This window comes from Levilactobacillus muriae (assembly GCF_045862015.1).
GTDB lineage: Bacteria > Bacillota > Bacilli > Lactobacillales > Lactobacillaceae > Levilactobacillus > Levilactobacillus muriae.
On record NZ_BAAFRU010000029.1, the window covers coordinates 1 to 17,395 of the forward strand.

A 17,395-nucleotide genomic window follows, 5' to 3' on the forward strand; every position below is an offset into this window, starting at 1 on the left:
CCTTGAGACGTTACTTTAACGCCCTAAGAAGCAATGAGAAGCACATCAAGAACGTGGAAAACTACCTGTACGGCACCATGCAAAATCTATTTGGTGTTTGGTGGAATAAACAAGCGGCTAGAGAATATGCGGCCAAACACCCTAACGATGAGCGTGCTTAAAACTAAAAAGCTATATAAGGCCATTTAAGCTGTTTTAAACAGATAGAGCATAATTATATTAAACGAGTTTTAAAATGCGCTTACGGGCACTTTAGGAACGTTGTATAAGTGCCATTGCGGAAAGGACAGCAAACTTAAATTCACAACTTTTAAAGAAGCAGGCTAATTGAGATGGTACTCAAAGATTAGTATAATATGAGTAGTAATAAAAGGGGGGGGCGAGAAAATCATGGCAGTTAAGGAAAAGAAACGCGTACAAGTCCAGATTGACAAAGAATTGGCAGATAATACCGAAGCCGTTTTAAGCCAGTTAGGTCTAAACCCAACTACCGCGATCAATATGTTTTATAAGCGGATCGTAGCTGACGCAGCATTACCGTTTAAACCAGCCCTGAGCGAAGCCGAAAGAGCTAATTTAAGCCTTTTAAAGGCTACCAAAGAGACACCAGTAACAGAGTTCAAAGACGCTAAAGAAGTCGCTGATTGGCTCAATGATCCAGATGAGGACTAATGGCTTATCAGATTAAATAAATTAATAACTTGGAAGTGTGATGAACATGAAAGATACAATCACAATTAATGACTTTTTTGAAATTGCCAAAGAAACGGATTTAAAAGATTTACTTGATAAGTCATTACATGAACCAGATCCAGAAAAGCGCAAAGTATATGACGCTTTATATACCTACTTTTTAGATAAAAGGCAAGATGAGGTTATTAAGCGAAAGGACTTTGTCCGTTGATAGATAAACCACAATACATTATTGTTGCTGGTATTAACGGAGCAGGGAAAAGTACGCTATACGATACATTCCCCATCTTGTTTGACAAAACAAAACGGATTAACGCTGATGAACTTTTAAGACAAATGGGTGGCGATTGGCATAAAGATAGTGACAACTTAAAAGCCATGAAAGAAGAAATCAAACAACTACACTATGCTTTAGATCACCAGCAAAGTATTCACGTAGAAACAACACTGGCAGGTAGAGGCAAAGCTCAACTCAATTTGATTGACAAAGCTCACAAAAATGGTTTTGAAGTGACTTTATTATATGTTGCTTTGCGAGATGAAAATTTAGCTATCCAAAGGGTCAACGAACGGGTACAAAAAGGTGGCCACGGTGTTCCAGTAGCAACGATCAAGAAACGTTATCAGCAATCCAAACATAATTTGCCATTAGTGGCCTTTAAATCTGATAAGGTCATGATCTATGATAATAGCGAAAAGTTTACCTCTGTTTATGCAAGAGAGAAGGGACAAGTTTTTAAGAACGATTTGAGGCATTTTCCTTGGATAAACCAAAATATTACTTATCCAGAAAAGGTGCAAAAGCAGTTACAAAATTTTGCAGATCAAAACCCAGAAGTAAAGCCTAAAAATGATCCAGAAAATAAAAACGATCGGCCTAGTTACTAGGCTGATCGTTTTTGAGTTTATTCGGTTTATGGGCGTTAACATAGTCAGCAAATATTTTTAAAAGTTCTTCGGTTTGTTCGACCGAGAGGTTATTAGCTTGAAAGTATTTTTCGAGCAAAGCCCCTTTTTGAATTAATCGGCGAGAACGGGCTTTGCGGGCTTGCCGATTTTCATAGTATTTAGATTGCCGTAACTTAAAATCTTCCCGCTCAATTTTTTGTTTTAAACGCGCTTGCTGCTCGACTAGTTTTTCATATTGATTAGACATGGAATTGCCCCATCTCGTATGGCTAATGATCTACGGACTTTACCTTTAAAAATTCAGAAAATTGCTTGGATAAAAGCTTAATCTGATCGTTAGACAAATTAGCATAATCTAAATTGGCTTGACTGATGATTTGTTTACCTAGACGTTGTTCAATCTTATTTTTTTCGTCCTTAATTTTTTGATTAAGGGCTTTTAATTTAGCTTCTTGTTTTTCTAAGTTGCTTTGAGACATAACGATCCCTCCAATCATATTAGAAATAATCACCGAAACTATATCATAAGGGAAACGTTAAGTCAAAGGATAAAAGTTGAAATAGCGAAGCGGAAGGCATACACTAAAAGTAAATTCAGGAGAATCAGCAGACCGAGTGAAATGAGGTCAATGCGCACTTACACATAGAATTAATTCTATGTTGTGCTAACCCCCAAAAAACCTGTATTAGAAGTCGCCGATGGCGACAACAGAGGAAAACCCATAGAATCAAAGTAAAGAGGTGACTAACATGGCAATATTTCATATGAGTTTTAGTAATATTAGTGCTGGTAAAGGACGCAGTGCCATTGCCAGTGCCGCTTATCGAAGTGGTGAAAAATTATTTGATAATCAAGAAGGCCGCCACTATTTTTATGCCCGCTCGGTTATGCCAGAAAGCTTTATTTTAACCCCCAAAAATGCACCAGAATGGGCCAGTAATCGAGAACAATTATGGAATGAAGTTGAAAAGAACGATCGTAAATCAAACTCGCGGTATGCCAAAGAATTTAACGTGGCTTTACCGGTAGAATTAAGTGAATCCGAACAGAAAGAATTACTGACAAAATATGTGCAAGAAAATTTTGTCGATCAAGGTATGGTAGCTGACGTAGCAATTCATCGCGATCACTCAGACAATCCGCACGCACATGTGATGTTAACCAATCGCCCATTTAACCCCGATGGTAGTTGGGGATTAAAAGCAAAGACGCAGTACATTAAAGATGAAAATGGCAAGCAACTTTTAACCAAAAGCGGGTTTCCAAAACAAAGGAAAATTTGGTTGGTTGATTGGGATAAAAAGGAAAAAATTAATGAGTGGCGGCATAATTGGGCAACAAGTGTTAATCAGTCTTTAGCACAAAAAAATATTCCGGATCGGATTAGTGAAAAATCGTTTGTCGATCAAGGGATTCAAGAGACACCTACCCAACACGAAGGCATTAACAGCCAAAGAAAAAATCGAAAAGCATTTAATCAACAAGTTAGAGCGCAAAGAAACGCTCAAGCTAAATATCATAATCTTGACGAAAAGATAAGAAATCATGAACATTTTGACGCGTTAACTGACGAGCTATCGTTCTCTGAAAAACACACAATTAGTCATCTAAGTCAGCAATTGAAAACCTATGTCGATTTAGAACATTTAGATGATAAACAGCGCATGCTGTTTAATTGGAAAAACAGCTTATTAATCAAACATGCCATTGGTGAAGATGTAACCAAGCAACTGCTGACTATTGACCAGCAAACGACATCACTAGCACAAGCTAACCAGTTGTTAAATAAAGTGGTGGAACGAGCAACGAAAAAGCTTTATCCGGAACTTAATTTTGAACAGACAACCGCAGCTGAACGACGGGAACTGATTAAAGAAACTAATAGTGAACAAACGATTTTTAAGGGTAGCGAATTGGCAGAACGGTTAGCGGATATTCGAAACGACTTATTAACCCAGCAATTATTGACGTTTACCAAGCGGCCATATACCAGCTGGCAGTTAGTTAATCAGCAGGTCCAAACAATTAAGAAGCAATTAACCACGGTACTAGCCAAACATGGTCACCAGTTAGACGATTTGAAGCCTACTGATCGGGGCATACTAGCCGCTTATCAACCAAGCGAACTCGAATTCATTTCTAAAGCGGTGAAAGATTTACGGGTCATGCGGGAAGTTAAAGCCGTGGTGCAAACCCAATACGACAGCATTCTAACGACTGCTTTTCCGGACAGTGACCTCGATAAGCTAGAGACGATTGACAAGGAGCAAATCTATACCGCTGTGGTTTACTATGACCCAGAATTAAAGCCATTAAGCGCCGATGATCTTAGTCAATTGCAACAGCAGCCACCGGTAGTCTTTACTAGTCAGCAACATCAAGCCGGTTTAAATTACCTGTTAGGTAAAATGGAATTAAAAGATATTCAGGATCATCGACTGCAACGGGTCTTAAAACATGATGGCACCCGGCAACTGTTTATTGGCGAATGTGGCCAAGATCCTAAGTTGGATCACCAACAAATTGAAATGGTGCAAACCCGTTTGAAACAACAGACAATGCGCTTTGATCAATATAAGCGAGCTCAAGTTAAGGACTATCAGGCCATTAATTACCACCCAACTAGCCCGAAAAATTACCTGATGAATATTTTGGACGAAGCCTTAATGACCACTTTATATGCGAAAAATACAGACTATCTAAGAAAACAGCAACTACGTGGACTAAAGGAGACCGAGTGGGAAATGACGAAAAAGCAACGGCAACACCAAACTCGAAACCGGCATGAAGATGGGGGCATGCACTTGTAATCTAAATGTAAAATTAAAAGTGCACCAACGTGCTCATTTAATGGTACAATGAACCCATAATATAGGGAAAGGAGTATTCACATGTGACAAAGAAACAGGAATGGTTTAGCTTAGCTCAAGCTAGTCTCAAGCTTGAACGAGGTAGTACGTACGTGAGTGTTTGGTTAAGACGGCACCCTAACGAGTTGCCAAGTGAAATGCTCATGGAAACGGGCAAAGTTAAATTAATATCTGAAGATGGCATTGAATGGATTAAAAACCACATAAAAAAAGAGGGCGTCCTCGTAAGCAGTGAAGTTGCTAACGGGGATCAGCACCTGGAAGTTACGATTCTAGGTGTCACCCTCCTAACAATCCATTTTACCGGGCGGGTTAGGGGAAAGCTAGTTGTTTAGCGTCCCTAACGCGCTTTTTTTGAGGAGGTGATCCAATGAAAGCAGAAAGCTGGCAAGGCATTAATGGCAAGTTAGTTCATGATGATCAAAAGGCGATTGTAGTCGATGATGATCAAAAATTAACCGATCAAAAACAGCTACAAGCAATTTTAGATCAAGATGGTCAGCCAATCGATGAAGTTCGCCGAGCAATGATTAAGAAGACGGTTAAACGTCAGCTAAAAACTCCGCCATTAAAACTTAGGGGCTGGTTTAATCGCCATCAAGACAGTCAAAATGCTAAAAAGACCGAAAAGTTGGTAAGTGATAAACCGACCCATCAATATAAGCAGATCAAAAACGAAATGACCTTTTTTGGTGAGAGCTTCTTAGAAGGTTTCTTAGGCTTCTATGGCTTAGAAGTTGATAACGCCTTAGGCCGTTATGAACATAATGTGCATGTCTTAGAGACCCAAGAGCTAAGTCAGTCAGAAAAGGAGTATTACTTAGCCACGAGTGAAAATGGCCGCGTTAATTTAGCTACTGACCCATTACCAAGCCAGCAAATTGCCGAGGAACAATTGGATAAATTCTATCAGCGTGAGCCAGAAGAAACGCAGGCAGAATCGGTTCAATTACGGTCACAGGAAGACGGAAAGGAGGAATAACATGAAGTTCAACAAAGTAAAAGCGTTAGCAACTACTGGAGCCACCACAATTTACTTGGGATTGATGAACGCTCAGGTCGTCTTTGCCGCAGACGGTGGCGAAGTTAAAAGTAAGCTAACCAGCGCTGGGAAGACGATTCAAGGTATTTTAACCGGGTTGGTCGTTTTAGTCGGGATTTGTGTCGCACTATTTATTATTATCAAAAGAATGCCTGACGCAGACGATCCGCGAGAAAAGTCCGAAGTCTATCATGCGGTTGGACGAGTTGCCGGCTTAGTTGCCCTAGCAGCTGCAATTATCTGGCTATTACCTTGGGTTTACAGTCTATTCACTTAATTTAAAAAGGAGCCTGCCAAATGAAGAAAGGAAAAGAATTTATCTTCCCAGAAAACGTTGATAAAGATTACGGGATCTGGAAAGACTACACCTTGAAGGATTTTGGCATAGCGGGACTGGCAGGACTAGTGGGCTTAATTTTTATTGCGATCCCACCCTATGGGTTGATTTTAGTCCTGATAAAAATAGTGATTGTTGTCTTAGCCATGACGATTGTCATGGCTATTTTAACAATTAGGCCAGTTGCGGCGCGGAAGAATATTAAAGTGCGGGATAACTTTAAGTTGAAACGTCGCTATGCCAATGGTCAGAAACTGTTTTATTTACAACCGAAGAAGCGAGGTGAACTAAATGCGTTTGAAGAAGAGCAAAATCGCCAATAAATCAGCGGAACTCGACTGGGATTACCAACCGCCTAAAATCAATGGTGGCAAAGAGACCATTGATGACATGAGCTTGGTGGTGGGTATGTATGGTAATTACGAAGTTACCAAAACGGGTAATCTCGTTGGCATTTTGGAAGTTAGTGGGATCAACCTTGATCTACTTAATGAAACCGAACAACAGGACGTTTTTGAGGACTATGGCGCGTTTCTCATGAGTACCTTAGGTGAAGGCGTTGATGACACATTACAGTTCTTAGAACCAACAATACCTGTCAATATGACGGCTTATCTCAATGGTCTCAAAAGGCGGTATCTCGCACTACAAAAAGATCACCCCGAGCAACAGTTCAAAATTCAATTAATTGCCAGTTATTTGGACCACTTTACTAAAGTCCAGGAATCCAAAAACATGACGACGAAGCAACATCTGCTAATCGTTAAGGTGCCAATTAAGGACAAAAGTGTTAAGAGCTTAAACCTAGCGGTCACTCATTTAGACGAAAAGATCGAACAGGTTAAACGGGATATTGAAAATGCGTTAACGGACTTTGATGTGACGGCCAAAGTTTTGACTAGTCAGGAAGTCCAAGAGATTTTAAAGAACTTGATCAATTTTAATGGATAGGAGGCAACAGCATGAGTTTTGGTGATAAGGTCATTGATTTATTTATGCCAACTAAAAAAGAAAGTAATCAAGGCAACAGCGGCCAAACGGGTAGTAAGCCCAAACTGGAGGTTGAAGACTTTACCAAGCTGATTGATCGCGATAGCTTGCATTCACTATTCCCGTTCAGCTGGGAACAGTACCCCACCTATGTTCAATCGGGTGAGAACTTTATTCGAGTGTTAGCGATTGCTGACTATCCCAAACGAGTGTACGGCAACTGGTTGTCAGAATTGAAGCGCAAAAAAGGCGTTATCGATATTGTGCAATATATCGACAGCGCCAGTAACAATTCAATGATTACCTATTACAAGAAGACGATTCAAAATAAGGAAGCGCAGAAGCTCAATACGTTCGACCCGTATAAAAAGAAGATTCTGCAAAATTATATTGATTCAGCCAACATGCAACTAGATAAATACCTCGATAATTCTACCACATTTGTGTACCAACATATGCTCATTTATCTGCGGGCCAACAGTTTAGCGGAATTAGATGACTTAACCGAAAACGTTAAAAATACGCTGATTAAGCTACAAATGAAGCCCCTCGTGCCTGTTAAGGCCACCTTCCAAGCTTTTTGGTCAACCATGCCAATTAACGAGAACCTGATGGGGGATTACACCTATAAAGAAAGTAATACCGAAGTAGCCAGCAGTATGTTTCCCTTTGATGACGCCGAGATTTTGGACTTAAAGCCCAGGAGCGATATTGAAGGAGTTAACAAAGACACTAACAGTTTAATTGCCGTGGATATGTTGGACCGCAACAAGACCCTGAACCAAAATCAAGTGATTATCGGAACTTCCGGGGTCGGCAAGACGACCTATATGATCCAGAAAATCTTACGCTATGCCATTCAAGACTATCAAATCTACATTATTGATCCGGAAAATGAATATACCAAGATTGTTGAAGCATTGGGTGGGGCAGTCTTGCACTTAACTTCTAATGCGAAGTACAAAATTAACCCGCTACAAATCTTTTCCGAGGAAATCTTAAGCGCCGATGAAACGGTCACAAACCTTGATTTACTAGTCAAAGATAAAATCCAGCGATTAAAGGGATTATTTGAAGTCCTTAAAACCGGGATTACCCAAGTTGAGCTGGCAATCCTTGATGATGTCGTTAAACAAGCTTACGTCAACAGTGGCGTTTTGAAATATAGCCGCTTAAAAGAGGTTAAAGACGATCAATGGCCGACTTTGTCGAATGTCTATGACGAGTTGGAAAAACTGGCTGATAAGGACGCTGATAAATTTAGTCGGGTAAAAGACTTTTACTACATCTTAGGCAGTTATACCCATGGTTCTAACAGCCTATTTGACGGGCATACCAACGTAAACCTAAAGGGGAAGATCATTTCTTTTGATCTAAAACCACTACAAAGTGAACAGGAAGTCCAATCAGCGGCTTATCTGAATACCTTCCAGTATTTGTGGGACGAAATCACCAAAGATCGGCATAGCCGCAAGAAATTGTTTGTTGATGAATTTCACTTTTTAACCTTACACAAAGCGGCTGCCACCTTTTTCCATCAAGCCTACAAACGGTTTAGAAAATACAATGCCGGGGCGATTGCCGGAACGCAGCAAATTCAAGATGTGATCGAAGGCACAACGGACACCGGTCAAAATATTGGTGAAGCCATCATCGGGAACTCCTATACCAAAGTGTTCTTTGGCCTTGACGGTAAAGGCGTTGATGATGTGATTACGAAACTACGCATGACGTTCTCGGATAAGGAAAAGAAGTTACTAGAACGCCGTAGACAAGGTGAAGCCCTGATGATCTATGGTAGCCAACGCGCTTTTATGCGGGTGGAGCTAACCGAAGAAGAATTGCGGTTAATCGACCCAGAAGCTTACCAAGAAAAATACAACCGTGAGACCACCGGACAACCGGATTATCAAAAGCGTGTGATCCTGACACCAAGTGAAATTGACGCCTTGACTACCACCGAAGAGGAAGGAGGGACTTTAAATGAGTAAAGCAAACCAGCTATTGAATATTGAGGTTGGCACGTTCAAACGACAAGGGAACAAGTTAATCCTTGAACTCAATCACAATCAATTTCGATACGACCAATTAAGTGAGCTAAACGAATTAAAGCAAGTTGATCCCAATTTCTTGCAGTTGGTTAACGTGGTTGAGCAAGACCAGAAGGTCGTTTTGACTTATACCTTGCCAGATAAGGTCAAATCACTAAAGGAATTACCCCATGAAAATAAGGCGATCCGGTCAGCGATTGCTAATGAAATCATGAGCCAGGACGTGGTCACGGATAGTCAATACCATATTGCGTTGAACCCAGCCAATCTATGGTATTACCCAATGCAACACGTTTGGTACGCTTATCGCGCCAATGAACTCATGCCTTATGATGATAAGCACAGCAACTTAGCTAAGTACAAGGCTTTAATCCTATTTTGTTTAACGGGGACGCCATATGAACGGCTATTGAGCAACCCTAAAGAAGCCCTAGCCAAACACCCTGACGAGTATTTACAACAAGTGGCTAAAGCCACGTCGTTAGCCGAATTAAAAGAAGTGGTTAACGGCATTGAGGATTTTGTCAGTTACCACGAATGGCAAGCAGTTGAACAGAACCAGCAGAAAAACAAGCAACGTTTTTGGTTAAGTGTGACTGGGATTGCGATTGTGGCTGTGGTTGCTATCGGTTTAGTTCACAAAAATGATGAACGGAAGTATCAGAGCCTAGCTAATCAGAATCAAGCCCAGGTCACGCGATTAAGATATAGCGGGAAAATTCAAACGGCTTTAAATGATCAGAAGTGGTCAGAAGCCCAAAAAGCCATGAAAAAGGCCGGATACAGTTCAAACAAGCAAGCCCAAACATTCCTAAAGCATAAACAATACCAGCAAGCCTTAAAGGTTGATCCAAGTCAGTTAAACAAGGTTGTCAACACGGCTTATGCCAACCAAGATAGTAGCCAAGTGGCCGATTGGCAGTTACCAAGCAGTGCAACAAGTAAACAAAAAGACCAATTATCGCTAGAAAAGGCCATCGTCAACTACGATACCAATACGTTGAATAACCAATTATCCTTTGCCACTAATGGAGACGTGCTATTGAGAATCGGACAAGCTTTTGTAGCCCATAACGATACGCAAGACGCCCAGACCGTCCAAACCAAGTTAGCCGGCGTAAACAGTCCTAAAGCTAAGTATTTAAAAGCGCTGTTAAGCCTCAATTCCGCTAAGAACGAAGTTAGCGATGCGCAAAAGAAATTAGACGACGCCAACAAGATTGACGGCGGCAAAGATAAGGATAAAGACAAGAAGGTGGATTCGGCTAAGTCGGACTTAAAGAATGCGCAAAGCGATCAATCAGCAGCGCAAAAACAGGTCGATCAAGCCAAGCAAAAAGTGGGTGATTAAATGCAGGTACTGTCGTTTGAATATAAGAAAAAGAAGTGGAAGTTGATTGCTTATATTGTGGGCGGCGCCATTCTGCTAATCATCTTGCTAATTGCGGCAGTCACTGGTCAATTGCAAGAAAACAGCTGCGATGATTCGACTACCGCAACCCAGACCCAGCTCGATAGCAAGGACATGACGTCCAATGCTAAAAATATCTATGCGCATTGGAAACAGAAGTATGGCGCAACCCCACAAGCGGCCGCCGGTATTTTGGGGGTGTTACAACTAGAAAGTCGGCTTGATCCACAATCTGTTAATTCAAGTTCCGGTGCCACGGGCTTAGCCCAATGGTTAGATGGCCGAAAAGATAAACTGGAAGACTTAGCTCACAAAGAAAACAAACCAGACACAAATCTCGGAGTGCAATTAGATTATCTCGACCAAGAATTGAACAGTAGTTACTATGCGTCAAATAAGAAGATATTCAAATACACGGACGTGCACAAAGCGACCAAGGACTGGTTGATGGATTTCGAGGGTATGAGCAAAAACCCGGAACAATGGTATCTAAGCCAAAGATACGGCTATGCCGATCACTGGTATTCAGTGTTTGGTGCCAGTGATCCAGTATCTAGTAATACGCTCGATAATGCTAGTACCGGCGACATTAACCAACTTGGTTGTAGCAGTGATCCGAGTTACTCCGGCGGTAGTATCGTCAAAAACGCGGAAAGCATGAAGGGGGACTTCTACTATGTGCAAACGCACCCCAGTCTTGATCTAGGTAGCGATTTAAAGAATCCCAATAAAACTGGTGGCACGGATTGTTCCGGCTTTGTCTGGTTATCCTTGAATAAGGCTGGTTACAAGGTACCGGCCAACATGGGTTGGTTTACCGGCACAATGGCCAGTGACGCCAAAGGCAGTCATCAATATCTTAAACAAATCAGTGAAAATGACGCGAAAGCCGGCGATATTGTGATTGTCAATCAAGGCGCCGGCGCGGGAAACAACGGCCATACGGCCATTCTGTTAGGCAAATGGCAAGGCAAAGCCACCAAGATTATTGAGCAAGGTGGGACAGGTGACAAGATTAATGAAAGCACCTTTGGCACCGCCTTTTATAGCTTACTAAGTGGTAGTGATGTGACGTTAGCCCGGCCGATCAAGAAGTAAGGAGGATAAATAAATGAAGCGGAGCATGGTTTTAAGTGTTGCGATTGGTAGCTTGATCTTAGTTCTGTCATTAGGGGCGAATGCCTATCAACATAGCCAAGTTAAACAGGCGCAACAGCAGATCACGCGCATACAACAACAGAAGCGACAAGTTAGTCAGCAATTGGCTAAAACCAACCAACAAAAGCAGTTATTGAGCACCCAAATTGACAGTTATAAGACCTACCAAAATAATAAAGACAAAAGTTCGGCTGAACTTAGCTTTAATACGGTGGTCACCAAGTTCTTTGATGTCATGAATAACTTTAAGCCCAAGACCTACGGTCAGCGTAAAGATGGCGTTAAAAACTTGATTTCCGACAAGTTATATCAGCAATACTTTTCCAATAAAGGGACTTATGGCGATAGCAATAGTGTTTCAGCCAAGTTAAACCAACTGAATCTGTATACACAAAGTAAGTAGGGGCAAAACATGAAAGGCTTGGCGGTTGTTAGTTACCAAAGTAAGAGTGGCGACAACGACTGGCAAAAGGCGACGGTACTTTACCAGGTGACCTTCGATACCACCACGAATCGAATCACCGCGGTACAAAATTTAGGTAGTAGCTTTAAAGCCAGTGACCTTAATTAAACGGGTTAGCAAAGTCCTAGCGGTAATCGTGGTGGTTTTAGCCGTTAGTAGCTTTGCTAATCATCAATACGTGAATCACGTGGAAAAACAGCGATCAATCGTGACGTTAGCTAAGCACCCTAAAAAAGTGTTGTTCTTCTATCGCGATGATTGCCCGGATTGTCAATCCATTTTTCACCGAATCTATTGGCACAACGCAATTAGTCATAACATTGTGTTTATCAACATGAATCAGCCGCAGAATCGCCATTACATTCAGAAGTATCAACTAACGTCGGTGCCAACCTTGATCCATTGCAAGCAACGGTACACCGGAACCAACCAACAAAAGATTAAACAGATCGTAGGTGATTAGATGAAAAGTAAACTCTTAAATGCCATTAAAGCAAGCTGGCCGTATTTACTAACGCTAATCATTGGCTTGTATTTAGCGGAGATTTTAGCTGGCTCTGTCATGGCCTTGTCCCGTTATAAGCTAACCTTTGCGGATCATATGCCAACCGTATTAAAACAATTAGCTTTACACCCTTGGCACTATTACAACTTATATTTAGGCCAAAAGAACCCGGTACTAATTATTGTCAGTGTCGCCGTGATCCTATACACCATCTATTTTGCTTTGAAACGAAACAGCAAACATAAAGCGTGGGAAACTGCGGACACTGAAACTCACGGGAGTGCGACCTGGGGTGATCTAAAAGAATTGAGTAACCATTACTTTAGTATCAATGCCAAAGACCTGACAACAGCGTTTAACAACAGTACCAAGGCAGCAGTTCTCAAATCATTAGTCGACCGTGAGAAATCATCGAAGGGGGCAGATTAACATGAATGGCACAATTTTAGGAATCGTGGATAAGCAGGCTGTTTATCAGAACAACTCAACCAAACCCAACCGGAATATTTTTGTGGTCGGGGGTCCCGGTTCGTATAAGACCCAATCAGTCGTGATTACCAACCTGTTTAACGAAACGGAGAACAGTATTGTCGTCACCGATCCGAAAGGTGAATTATACGAAAAAACGGCCGGGGTTAAGTTAGCCCAAGGTTATCAAGTGCATGTCGTCAACTTTGCCAACATGACGCACAGTGACCGCTATAATCCCTTTGATTATATTCAACGGGATATTCAAGCCGAAACCGTCGCCACTAAGATCGTCCAAAGTGAGAATGCGGAAGGTAAGAAAGACGTGTGGTTCAGTACCCAACGGCAACTTTTGAAGGCACTAATTCTGTTTGTCATGAACCACCGGTCGCCAGAGCAACGGAACTTGGCGGGCGTAACCCAAGTCTTACAGGAAAATGATGTGGAAGCCGAAGAAAAGGGCACAGATAGTCCGTTAGATACCTTGTTCCTGGATTTGAAAATGTCCGATCCAGCGAGACGTGCTTATGAATTAGGTTTTAAAAAGGCGAAAGGGGAAATGAAAGCCAGTATTATTGAGAGCTTGCTGGCAACCATTTCGAAGTTTGTCGATCAAGAAGTGGCCGACTTTACCAGCTTTTCAGATTTTGATTTAAAAGAGATTGGCAATACTAAGGTTGTCCTATACGTGATTATTCCGGTGATGGATAACACTTACGAAAGCTTCATCAATCTGTTTTTCTCACAATTGTTTGATGAATTATACAAATTAGCTGCCGATCATCACGCTAAATTACCCCATCAAGTCGATTTTATCCTTGATGAATTTGTTAATTTAGGGAAGTTTCCGAAGTATGAAGAGTTCCTGGCAACTTGCCGGGGGTACGGTATTGGTGTGACGACCATTTGCCAGACCTTAACCCAGCTGCAAGCCTTGTACGGCAAGGATAAAGCCGAAAGTATCTTAGGGAATCACGCCGTTAAAATCTGCTTGAATGCGGCTAACGACGTGACCGCTAAATACTTTAGTGATTTGTTAGGTAAATCAACCGTTAAAGTCGAAACGGGAAGTGAGAGTACCAGTCATAGCAACGAAGAGAGCCATAGCAAAAGCGATAGTTACAGCTATACGAGCCGTTCGCTCATGACGCCCGACGAAATCATGCGTATGCCCGAAGATCGGAGTTTATTAATCTTTAGTAATGCGCGGCCGGTCAAAGCTACAAAAGCGTTCCAATTTAAACTATTTCCTGGCGCCGATCATTTGGTTAACTTGTCACAGAACGAGTATCAAGGCCAACCAGAAGCCAGTCAAGAAACTAATTTTAAAAACAAGGTAGATAAGTGGAATCAGACAGTTAAAGCACAGCACCAAGCCAAAAAAGCCGATCAGACAACTGATGATGAGGAAGACAAATTGCAGGACAACATCGATCAAGAATTAGAGACTAGACATAAGAAAATGCTGGGATAAGGATTATAGAGGGAGAGTAACTTATGAAATCATATAGGAAATATATAATCGCTGTAATGACAGTATTGCTGATTGCGGTTGGCCTAACTGCTTGTGGAAAGTCAACTGCACAAGATCTCCAGAGTCATCAATGGACGTTTGACTCTAGCAAAGGTGATGGTTTAGCCGCAACTGCCAAGTTTACTAAAAGCAATCTAACGCTAACCGAGGCTGGGTTTAGTGAAGTTTACACGTACGAGCTAACTAACAGTGGCAGAAATGAACAAATAAAATTTATTGGTAAGAATAGCGTTTCTGGAAAACAAGAGACTCGCTTATTTAAAATGGCAAACAAAATTAATTGTGATATTATGATCATGTAGCATATATTGATTGTTTTAACATCGATTTTATGTGTTGAGGAGGCTTTTTATGAAAAAACGAAAAATAACAGTTTTAAGCAGTTTTTGCTTGTTCGTAATAGGAATCAGCCTCATGTTTTTACTTCCAAGTACAGTGCTCGCAAAGTCAGAAGGAAAAGTGGTGAATGTAAAATTAACCACCGCATTAAAATTGCTCAAACAAAAGAAAAGAAAGATAACGTATGTCCTCTATGCTTCTAGATACTGCATTCATTGTCAAAAAATGAAAAAGATTTACCGACAAGCTATTGCTAAGCATCCTAACAAGGAAATCTTTAAAGTCGATTTAGCTAACGAACCTAATTCTAGCTATAAAAAATTAAAGGGACTGCATGTAAATGCTATACCAACTTTAATAAAATACAATGGCACCCATGAGGTTACACGTTTAGTTGGAGAATCCAAAATTTCAGTAGTAGACAAGTTCTTACAATAAGGGTTCCTTAAAAATTAGAGGAGTTGTTGATTATGAGTAAGGCAAAACATTTTAAAAAAATATTTATCGGACTACTAATGTGCTCAGTTACTGTATTACTTGGCTCGTTCTTATTCCCAATTAATGGTTCGGCTAAAACTAGAGTTGGATCTTATTACCATAATTTAAATACAGAGCTTAAATATTCAAACTTGAGTGCAAAGGTTTCGTCTTTGAGCTCAAGCAATGCACAGCAAGATGTTTCTAATTTAAATAAAAGTGAGAAAATAAATAACTATTTAAATAATATAAAAAAACGTGGTTATACCAATGACCAAGACGCAGTCACACCATATAATTATCGTGCAACATCCTCAGTAGATCCTTCTATATCAACGGATGTTGTTTATAATGTTTACAAAAATAATGACAAAAATACTACAATATTAACTCAAACGGTTGTTGATAAGAGCAATAATAAGGTTGTAAGCTTCTCTGCTGAGCAAGGTACTACTAAGAGCACATCACCAAAAACCGAATTTTCCGCCTCAAACAATGAACTGAATCAAATTAATATTCTGGCGAAAAAAAAGACAAAGCATTTTAAATTTCATGGCAAAGAATTTTCATGCGGTATGGCTGGTGTGTTAGCTTGTGGTTCCTATTGTGCAGTTTGGGCTGCCGTAAATGGCATCGCAGGTTTAGCTTGCGCTGTCGTGTGTGGCGCTGCATCAGAAGGTGCATGTGCAATGAATCATTAATAAGAGGCAATTTTTATGAAAAAATATGAGAAAAATTTACTCTTTTACACGACTAAAAGTTTACCCATTTCGGGAATAATTGTTTCTGCAGGTGCTCTATTATATTTTGTTATTTATCAAAATAACTATACATGCGCAGCTGTTTTATATTCATTTATTCCGTTAATTGGCACTGTTCTAATTGCATTACCTTTCTGGATCCTTGTATATCGAATTAAGAAAGGTAATTCTCATTGATAAATAAAACCTATCTAAAGATAAATTACAAGTTCTAATGCTACACTTCAAGAAATTAAAGATGATTTATAAAAAAGTTCCAATGTAGACTTTTACATTGTCCGCAAGATAAAAGTCTACATTGGAACTATGTTAACTTTTAAAGTTTACCTGCGTGCTTTGAAAAAATACCCAATATTTGAATGTCTTGCTATGCGTTTTCCTATCTATCCGATTTATCAACAAATTCCATTATTTTAATCGCAATCACGGTTGGCAATCCGATCACTAACAGCTCGATACAAATCACCAAAAAGCTAGTAAGTATCGCCCCAATACATCTAACGGCGCCCCAACCCGTTAATTCAGGGTGCCAAGTGTCCCAAATCGACTTAAGGCCGGATCCGTGCAGCACCATCGGTACAATAACCCACATTAATAGCCCCAAGGTCGCCAGCAGCGTGATAATCCCCATCACCATAACAATAATGGTAATTGTCCGTTGTAAGGTACTCTTTTCAAGTTGGATGTAAGCTGATTCCTGAGACAACTTTTAAGAGAGCGTATAATGAATAAATCGTCTCTCAAAAGGAAGGAATTTTTACATGCCAACTCGTTACGACAAAGAATTCAAACAAAACATCATCAACCTATATAAACAAGGCGAATCAGCCGCCCAACTGGCCAGAGAATATGGCATTGGCTATTCAACCGTTCATAAGTGGATCCAGGGCCAAGCCAAAACTCAATCCGGTAAATCGCCAGACGAAATTAAAGCGATGGAAAAGCGGCTGGCTTCCCTGTCTGAGGAGAACGAAATCCTAAAAAAAGCCCTCGGCTTCCTTGCGCAGAGATAACCGATATCTTTGATTATATCCAACAAGAAAGCCAAAATTACCAGGTAACTAAGATGTGGCGAGTCATCGGGGTTTCAAGAGCGCATTACTATCGCTATAAAGCCCACAGGCCCTCAAAAAGAAGTCTGGAAGACAAAGATCTGAAACAGCTTTTAGAAAAGGCCATTAGGGTATACCCTAATGGTCTTTTTTATTTCTGTGCTATACTAGGAATTACAAGTGTTCATTAGAACTGTCCAAAAGGAGATTGGAAATGGCTAAAATCGGTTATGCGCGTGTGAGTTCCAAGGAGCAACATTTAGATCGACAGTTAGCGGCTTTAAAAGACGTTGATAAATTATTTACGGATAAATTAAGTGGGGCTAACACTAAT

The 17,395-nt window shown here is 40.6% G+C and carries 24 protein-coding genes and 1 pseudogene; 22 read left to right on the forward strand and 3 right to left on the reverse strand.

Translation table 11 applies throughout. The features are described from left to right. The 4 genes from ACKTSF_RS13245 to ACKTSF_RS13260 form a co-directional block, all read left to right on the forward strand. The coding region (locus ACKTSF_RS13245; RefSeq protein WP_382387735.1) for a replication protein at positions 1–161 on the forward strand (161 nt) is incomplete at its 5' end. Between the two features lie 229 nt (positions 162–390). Continuing rightward, positions 391–672, forward strand: a complete 282-nt coding sequence (locus ACKTSF_RS13250) for a type II toxin-antitoxin system RelB/DinJ family antitoxin (RefSeq protein WP_010014831.1) — start codon at positions 391–393, stop codon at positions 670–672. A gap of 46 nt (positions 673–718) precedes the next feature. Then, positions 719–904, forward strand: coding sequence for a hypothetical protein (locus ACKTSF_RS13255; protein WP_010620892.1), 186 nt, complete (start codon positions 719–721; stop codon positions 902–904). Continuing rightward, positions 901–1,581: an ATPase gene (locus ACKTSF_RS13260; protein WP_010012556.1), complete on the forward strand. Its 681-nt coding sequence runs from the start codon at positions 901–903 to the stop codon at positions 1,579–1,581. The genes ACKTSF_RS13255 and ACKTSF_RS13260 overlap by 4 nt, the downstream gene beginning before the upstream one ends. Here the strand turns inward: ACKTSF_RS13260 and ACKTSF_RS13265 are convergent. Beyond that, the gene (locus tag ACKTSF_RS13265; RefSeq protein ID WP_064554823.1) at positions 1,571–1,849 is read right to left on the reverse strand and encodes a hypothetical protein; all 279 of its coding nucleotides are present in this window, start codon (positions 1,847–1,849) and stop codon (positions 1,571–1,573) included. The two genes, ACKTSF_RS13260 and ACKTSF_RS13265, sit on opposite strands and share 11 nt — an antisense overlap. Positions 1,850–1,871: 22 nt before the next feature. Next, complete coding sequence (locus ACKTSF_RS13270; protein WP_084995208.1) at positions 1,872–2,099, reverse strand: hypothetical protein; 228 nt, start codon at positions 2,097–2,099, stop codon at positions 1,872–1,874. Positions 2,100–2,352: 253 nt separating this feature from the next. On the opposite strand from ACKTSF_RS13270, the gene mobQ reads away from it, so the two are divergent. From mobQ to ACKTSF_RS13350, 16 genes and pseudogenes are all read left to right on the forward strand, one after another. Next, a complete protein-coding gene (gene mobQ / locus ACKTSF_RS13275; RefSeq protein ID WP_125688738.1) occupies positions 2,353–4,413 on the forward strand; it encodes a MobQ family relaxase in 2,061 nt (686 codons plus the stop codon). Between the two features lie 83 nt (positions 4,414–4,496). Next, positions 4,497–4,808: a hypothetical protein gene (locus ACKTSF_RS13280; protein WP_008212308.1), complete on the forward strand. Its 312-nt coding sequence runs from the start codon at positions 4,497–4,499 to the stop codon at positions 4,806–4,808. Between the two features lie 35 nt (positions 4,809–4,843). Next, positions 4,844–5,455, forward strand: coding sequence for a hypothetical protein (locus ACKTSF_RS13285; RefSeq protein ID WP_125688736.1), 612 nt, complete (start codon positions 4,844–4,846; stop codon positions 5,453–5,455). 1 nt (position 5,456) lies between these two features. Then, positions 5,457–5,792 (forward strand): CagC family type IV secretion system protein, encoded by a 336-nt coding sequence (locus ACKTSF_RS13290; RefSeq protein WP_125688734.1) that lies wholly within the window; start codon positions 5,457–5,459, stop codon positions 5,790–5,792. A 20-nt stretch (positions 5,793–5,812) separates the two neighbouring features. After that, positions 5,813–6,175, forward strand: coding sequence for a conjugal transfer protein (locus tag ACKTSF_RS13295; protein WP_125694901.1), 363 nt, complete (start codon positions 5,813–5,815; stop codon positions 6,173–6,175). After that, on the forward strand, positions 6,144–6,803 hold the full coding sequence (gene trsD, locus ACKTSF_RS13300) for a TrsD/TraD family conjugative transfer protein (RefSeq protein ID WP_125694899.1): 660 nt from the start codon (positions 6,144–6,146) through the stop codon (positions 6,801–6,803). The genes ACKTSF_RS13295 and trsD overlap by 32 nt, the downstream gene beginning before the upstream one ends. An 11-nt stretch (positions 6,804–6,814) precedes the next feature. Then, positions 6,815–8,833, forward strand: coding sequence for a VirB4 family type IV secretion system protein (locus ACKTSF_RS13305; protein ID WP_125688727.1), 2,019 nt, complete (start codon positions 6,815–6,817; stop codon positions 8,831–8,833). After that, positions 8,826–10,244, forward strand: coding sequence for a type VII secretion protein EssB/YukC (locus ACKTSF_RS13310; RefSeq protein ID WP_125688725.1), 1,419 nt, complete (start codon positions 8,826–8,828; stop codon positions 10,242–10,244). The genes ACKTSF_RS13305 and ACKTSF_RS13310 overlap by 8 nt, the downstream gene beginning before the upstream one ends. Beyond that, complete coding sequence (locus ACKTSF_RS13315; protein WP_407890098.1) at positions 10,245–11,402, forward strand: phage tail tip lysozyme; 1,158 nt, start codon at positions 10,245–10,247, stop codon at positions 11,400–11,402. A gap of 13 nt (positions 11,403–11,415) precedes the next feature. Next, positions 11,416–12,033: pseudogene (locus ACKTSF_RS13320) on the forward strand (hypothetical protein). Beyond that, positions 12,020–12,388, forward strand: coding sequence for a thioredoxin family protein (locus tag ACKTSF_RS13325; RefSeq protein WP_125688719.1), 369 nt, complete (start codon positions 12,020–12,022; stop codon positions 12,386–12,388). The pseudogene ACKTSF_RS13320 and the gene ACKTSF_RS13325 overlap by 14 nt, the downstream one beginning before the upstream one ends. Next, entirely contained in the window at positions 12,389–12,859 is a 471-nt protein-coding gene (locus ACKTSF_RS13330; protein WP_057784762.1) for a hypothetical protein, read from the forward strand. It begins immediately after the preceding gene. A 1-nt stretch (position 12,860) separates the two neighbouring features. Then, positions 12,861–14,372 carry a VirD4-like conjugal transfer protein, CD1115 family gene (locus ACKTSF_RS13335; RefSeq protein ID WP_125688717.1) on the forward strand — a complete coding sequence of 504 codons (1,512 nt, stop codon included), beginning with the start codon at positions 12,861–12,863 and terminating at the stop codon, positions 14,370–14,372. A gap of 23 nt (positions 14,373–14,395) precedes the next feature. Beyond that, entirely contained in the window at positions 14,396–14,734 is a 339-nt protein-coding gene (locus tag ACKTSF_RS13340) for a hypothetical protein (protein ID WP_057784760.1), read from the forward strand. Between the two features lie 49 nt (positions 14,735–14,783). After that, positions 14,784–15,209, forward strand: coding sequence for a thioredoxin family protein (locus ACKTSF_RS13345; protein WP_034529862.1), 426 nt, complete (start codon positions 14,784–14,786; stop codon positions 15,207–15,209). 32 nt (positions 15,210–15,241) lie between these two features. Continuing rightward, the gene (locus tag ACKTSF_RS13350; RefSeq protein ID WP_034529865.1) at positions 15,242–15,949 is read left to right on the forward strand and encodes a putative immunity/bacteriocin fusion bifunctional protein; all 708 of its coding nucleotides are present in this window, start codon (positions 15,242–15,244) and stop codon (positions 15,947–15,949) included. 439 nt (positions 15,950–16,388) lie between these two features. On the opposite strand, the gene ACKTSF_RS13355 is transcribed toward ACKTSF_RS13350, so the two are convergent. Beyond that, positions 16,389–16,646 (reverse strand): hypothetical protein, encoded by a 258-nt coding sequence (locus tag ACKTSF_RS13355; protein ID WP_382387728.1) that lies wholly within the window; start codon positions 16,644–16,646, stop codon positions 16,389–16,391. A gap of 124 nt (positions 16,647–16,770) precedes the next feature. Here ACKTSF_RS13355 and ACKTSF_RS13360 point away from each other — a divergent pair, with 124 nt between their 5' ends. Both ACKTSF_RS13360 and ACKTSF_RS13365 read left to right on the forward strand, forming a co-directional pair. After that, a complete protein-coding gene (locus ACKTSF_RS13360; protein WP_089109983.1) occupies positions 16,771–17,022 on the forward strand; it encodes a transposase in 252 nt (83 codons plus the stop codon). A 253-nt stretch (positions 17,023–17,275) separates the two neighbouring features. After that, on the forward strand, positions 17,276–17,395 hold a 120-nt coding region (locus tag ACKTSF_RS13365; protein ID WP_407890103.1), incomplete at its 3' end, for a recombinase family protein.

Coding starts and splice junctions, on each gene's coding strand:
- ACKTSF_RS13345 (WP_034529862.1), top strand. CDS start 14,784: ATGAAAAAACGAAAAATAACAGTTTTAAGCAGTTTTTGCTTGTTCGTA.
- ACKTSF_RS13355 (WP_382387728.1), bottom strand. CDS start 16,646: ATGGTGATGGGGATTATCACGCTGCTGGCGACCTTGGGGCTATTAATG.
- ACKTSF_RS13270 (WP_084995208.1), bottom strand. CDS start 2,099: ATGATTGGAGGGATCGTTATGTCTCAAAGCAACTTAGAAAAACAAGAA.
- mobQ (WP_125688738.1), top strand. CDS start 2,353: ATGGCAATATTTCATATGAGTTTTAGTAATATTAGTGCTGGTAAAGGA.
- ACKTSF_RS13295 (WP_125694901.1), top strand. CDS start 5,813: ATGAAGAAAGGAAAAGAATTTATCTTCCCAGAAAACGTTGATAAAGAT.
- trsD (WP_125694899.1), top strand. CDS start 6,144: ATGCGTTTGAAGAAGAGCAAAATCGCCAATAAATCAGCGGAACTCGAC.
- ACKTSF_RS13335 (WP_125688717.1), top strand. CDS start 12,861: ATGAATGGCACAATTTTAGGAATCGTGGATAAGCAGGCTGTTTATCAG.
- ACKTSF_RS13255 (WP_010620892.1), top strand. CDS start 719: ATGAAAGATACAATCACAATTAATGACTTTTTTGAAATTGCCAAAGAA.
- ACKTSF_RS13350 (WP_034529865.1), top strand. CDS start 15,242: ATGAGTAAGGCAAAACATTTTAAAAAAATATTTATCGGACTACTAATG.
- ACKTSF_RS13250 (WP_010014831.1), top strand. CDS start 391: ATGGCAGTTAAGGAAAAGAAACGCGTACAAGTCCAGATTGACAAAGAA.
- ACKTSF_RS13360 (WP_089109983.1), top strand. CDS start 16,771: ATGCCAACTCGTTACGACAAAGAATTCAAACAAAACATCATCAACCTA.
- ACKTSF_RS13340 (WP_057784760.1), top strand. CDS start 14,396: ATGAAATCATATAGGAAATATATAATCGCTGTAATGACAGTATTGCTG.
- ACKTSF_RS13315 (WP_407890098.1), top strand. CDS start 10,245: ATGCAGGTACTGTCGTTTGAATATAAGAAAAAGAAGTGGAAGTTGATT.
- ACKTSF_RS13285 (WP_125688736.1), top strand. CDS start 4,844: ATGAAAGCAGAAAGCTGGCAAGGCATTAATGGCAAGTTAGTTCATGAT.
- ACKTSF_RS13310 (WP_125688725.1), top strand. CDS start 8,826: ATGAGTAAAGCAAACCAGCTATTGAATATTGAGGTTGGCACGTTCAAA.
- ACKTSF_RS13265 (WP_064554823.1), bottom strand. CDS start 1,849: ATGTCTAATCAATATGAAAAACTAGTCGAGCAGCAAGCGCGTTTAAAA.
- ACKTSF_RS13330 (WP_057784762.1), top strand. CDS start 12,389: ATGAAAAGTAAACTCTTAAATGCCATTAAAGCAAGCTGGCCGTATTTA.
- ACKTSF_RS13305 (WP_125688727.1), top strand. CDS start 6,815: ATGAGTTTTGGTGATAAGGTCATTGATTTATTTATGCCAACTAAAAAA.
- ACKTSF_RS13290 (WP_125688734.1), top strand. CDS start 5,457: ATGAAGTTCAACAAAGTAAAAGCGTTAGCAACTACTGGAGCCACCACA.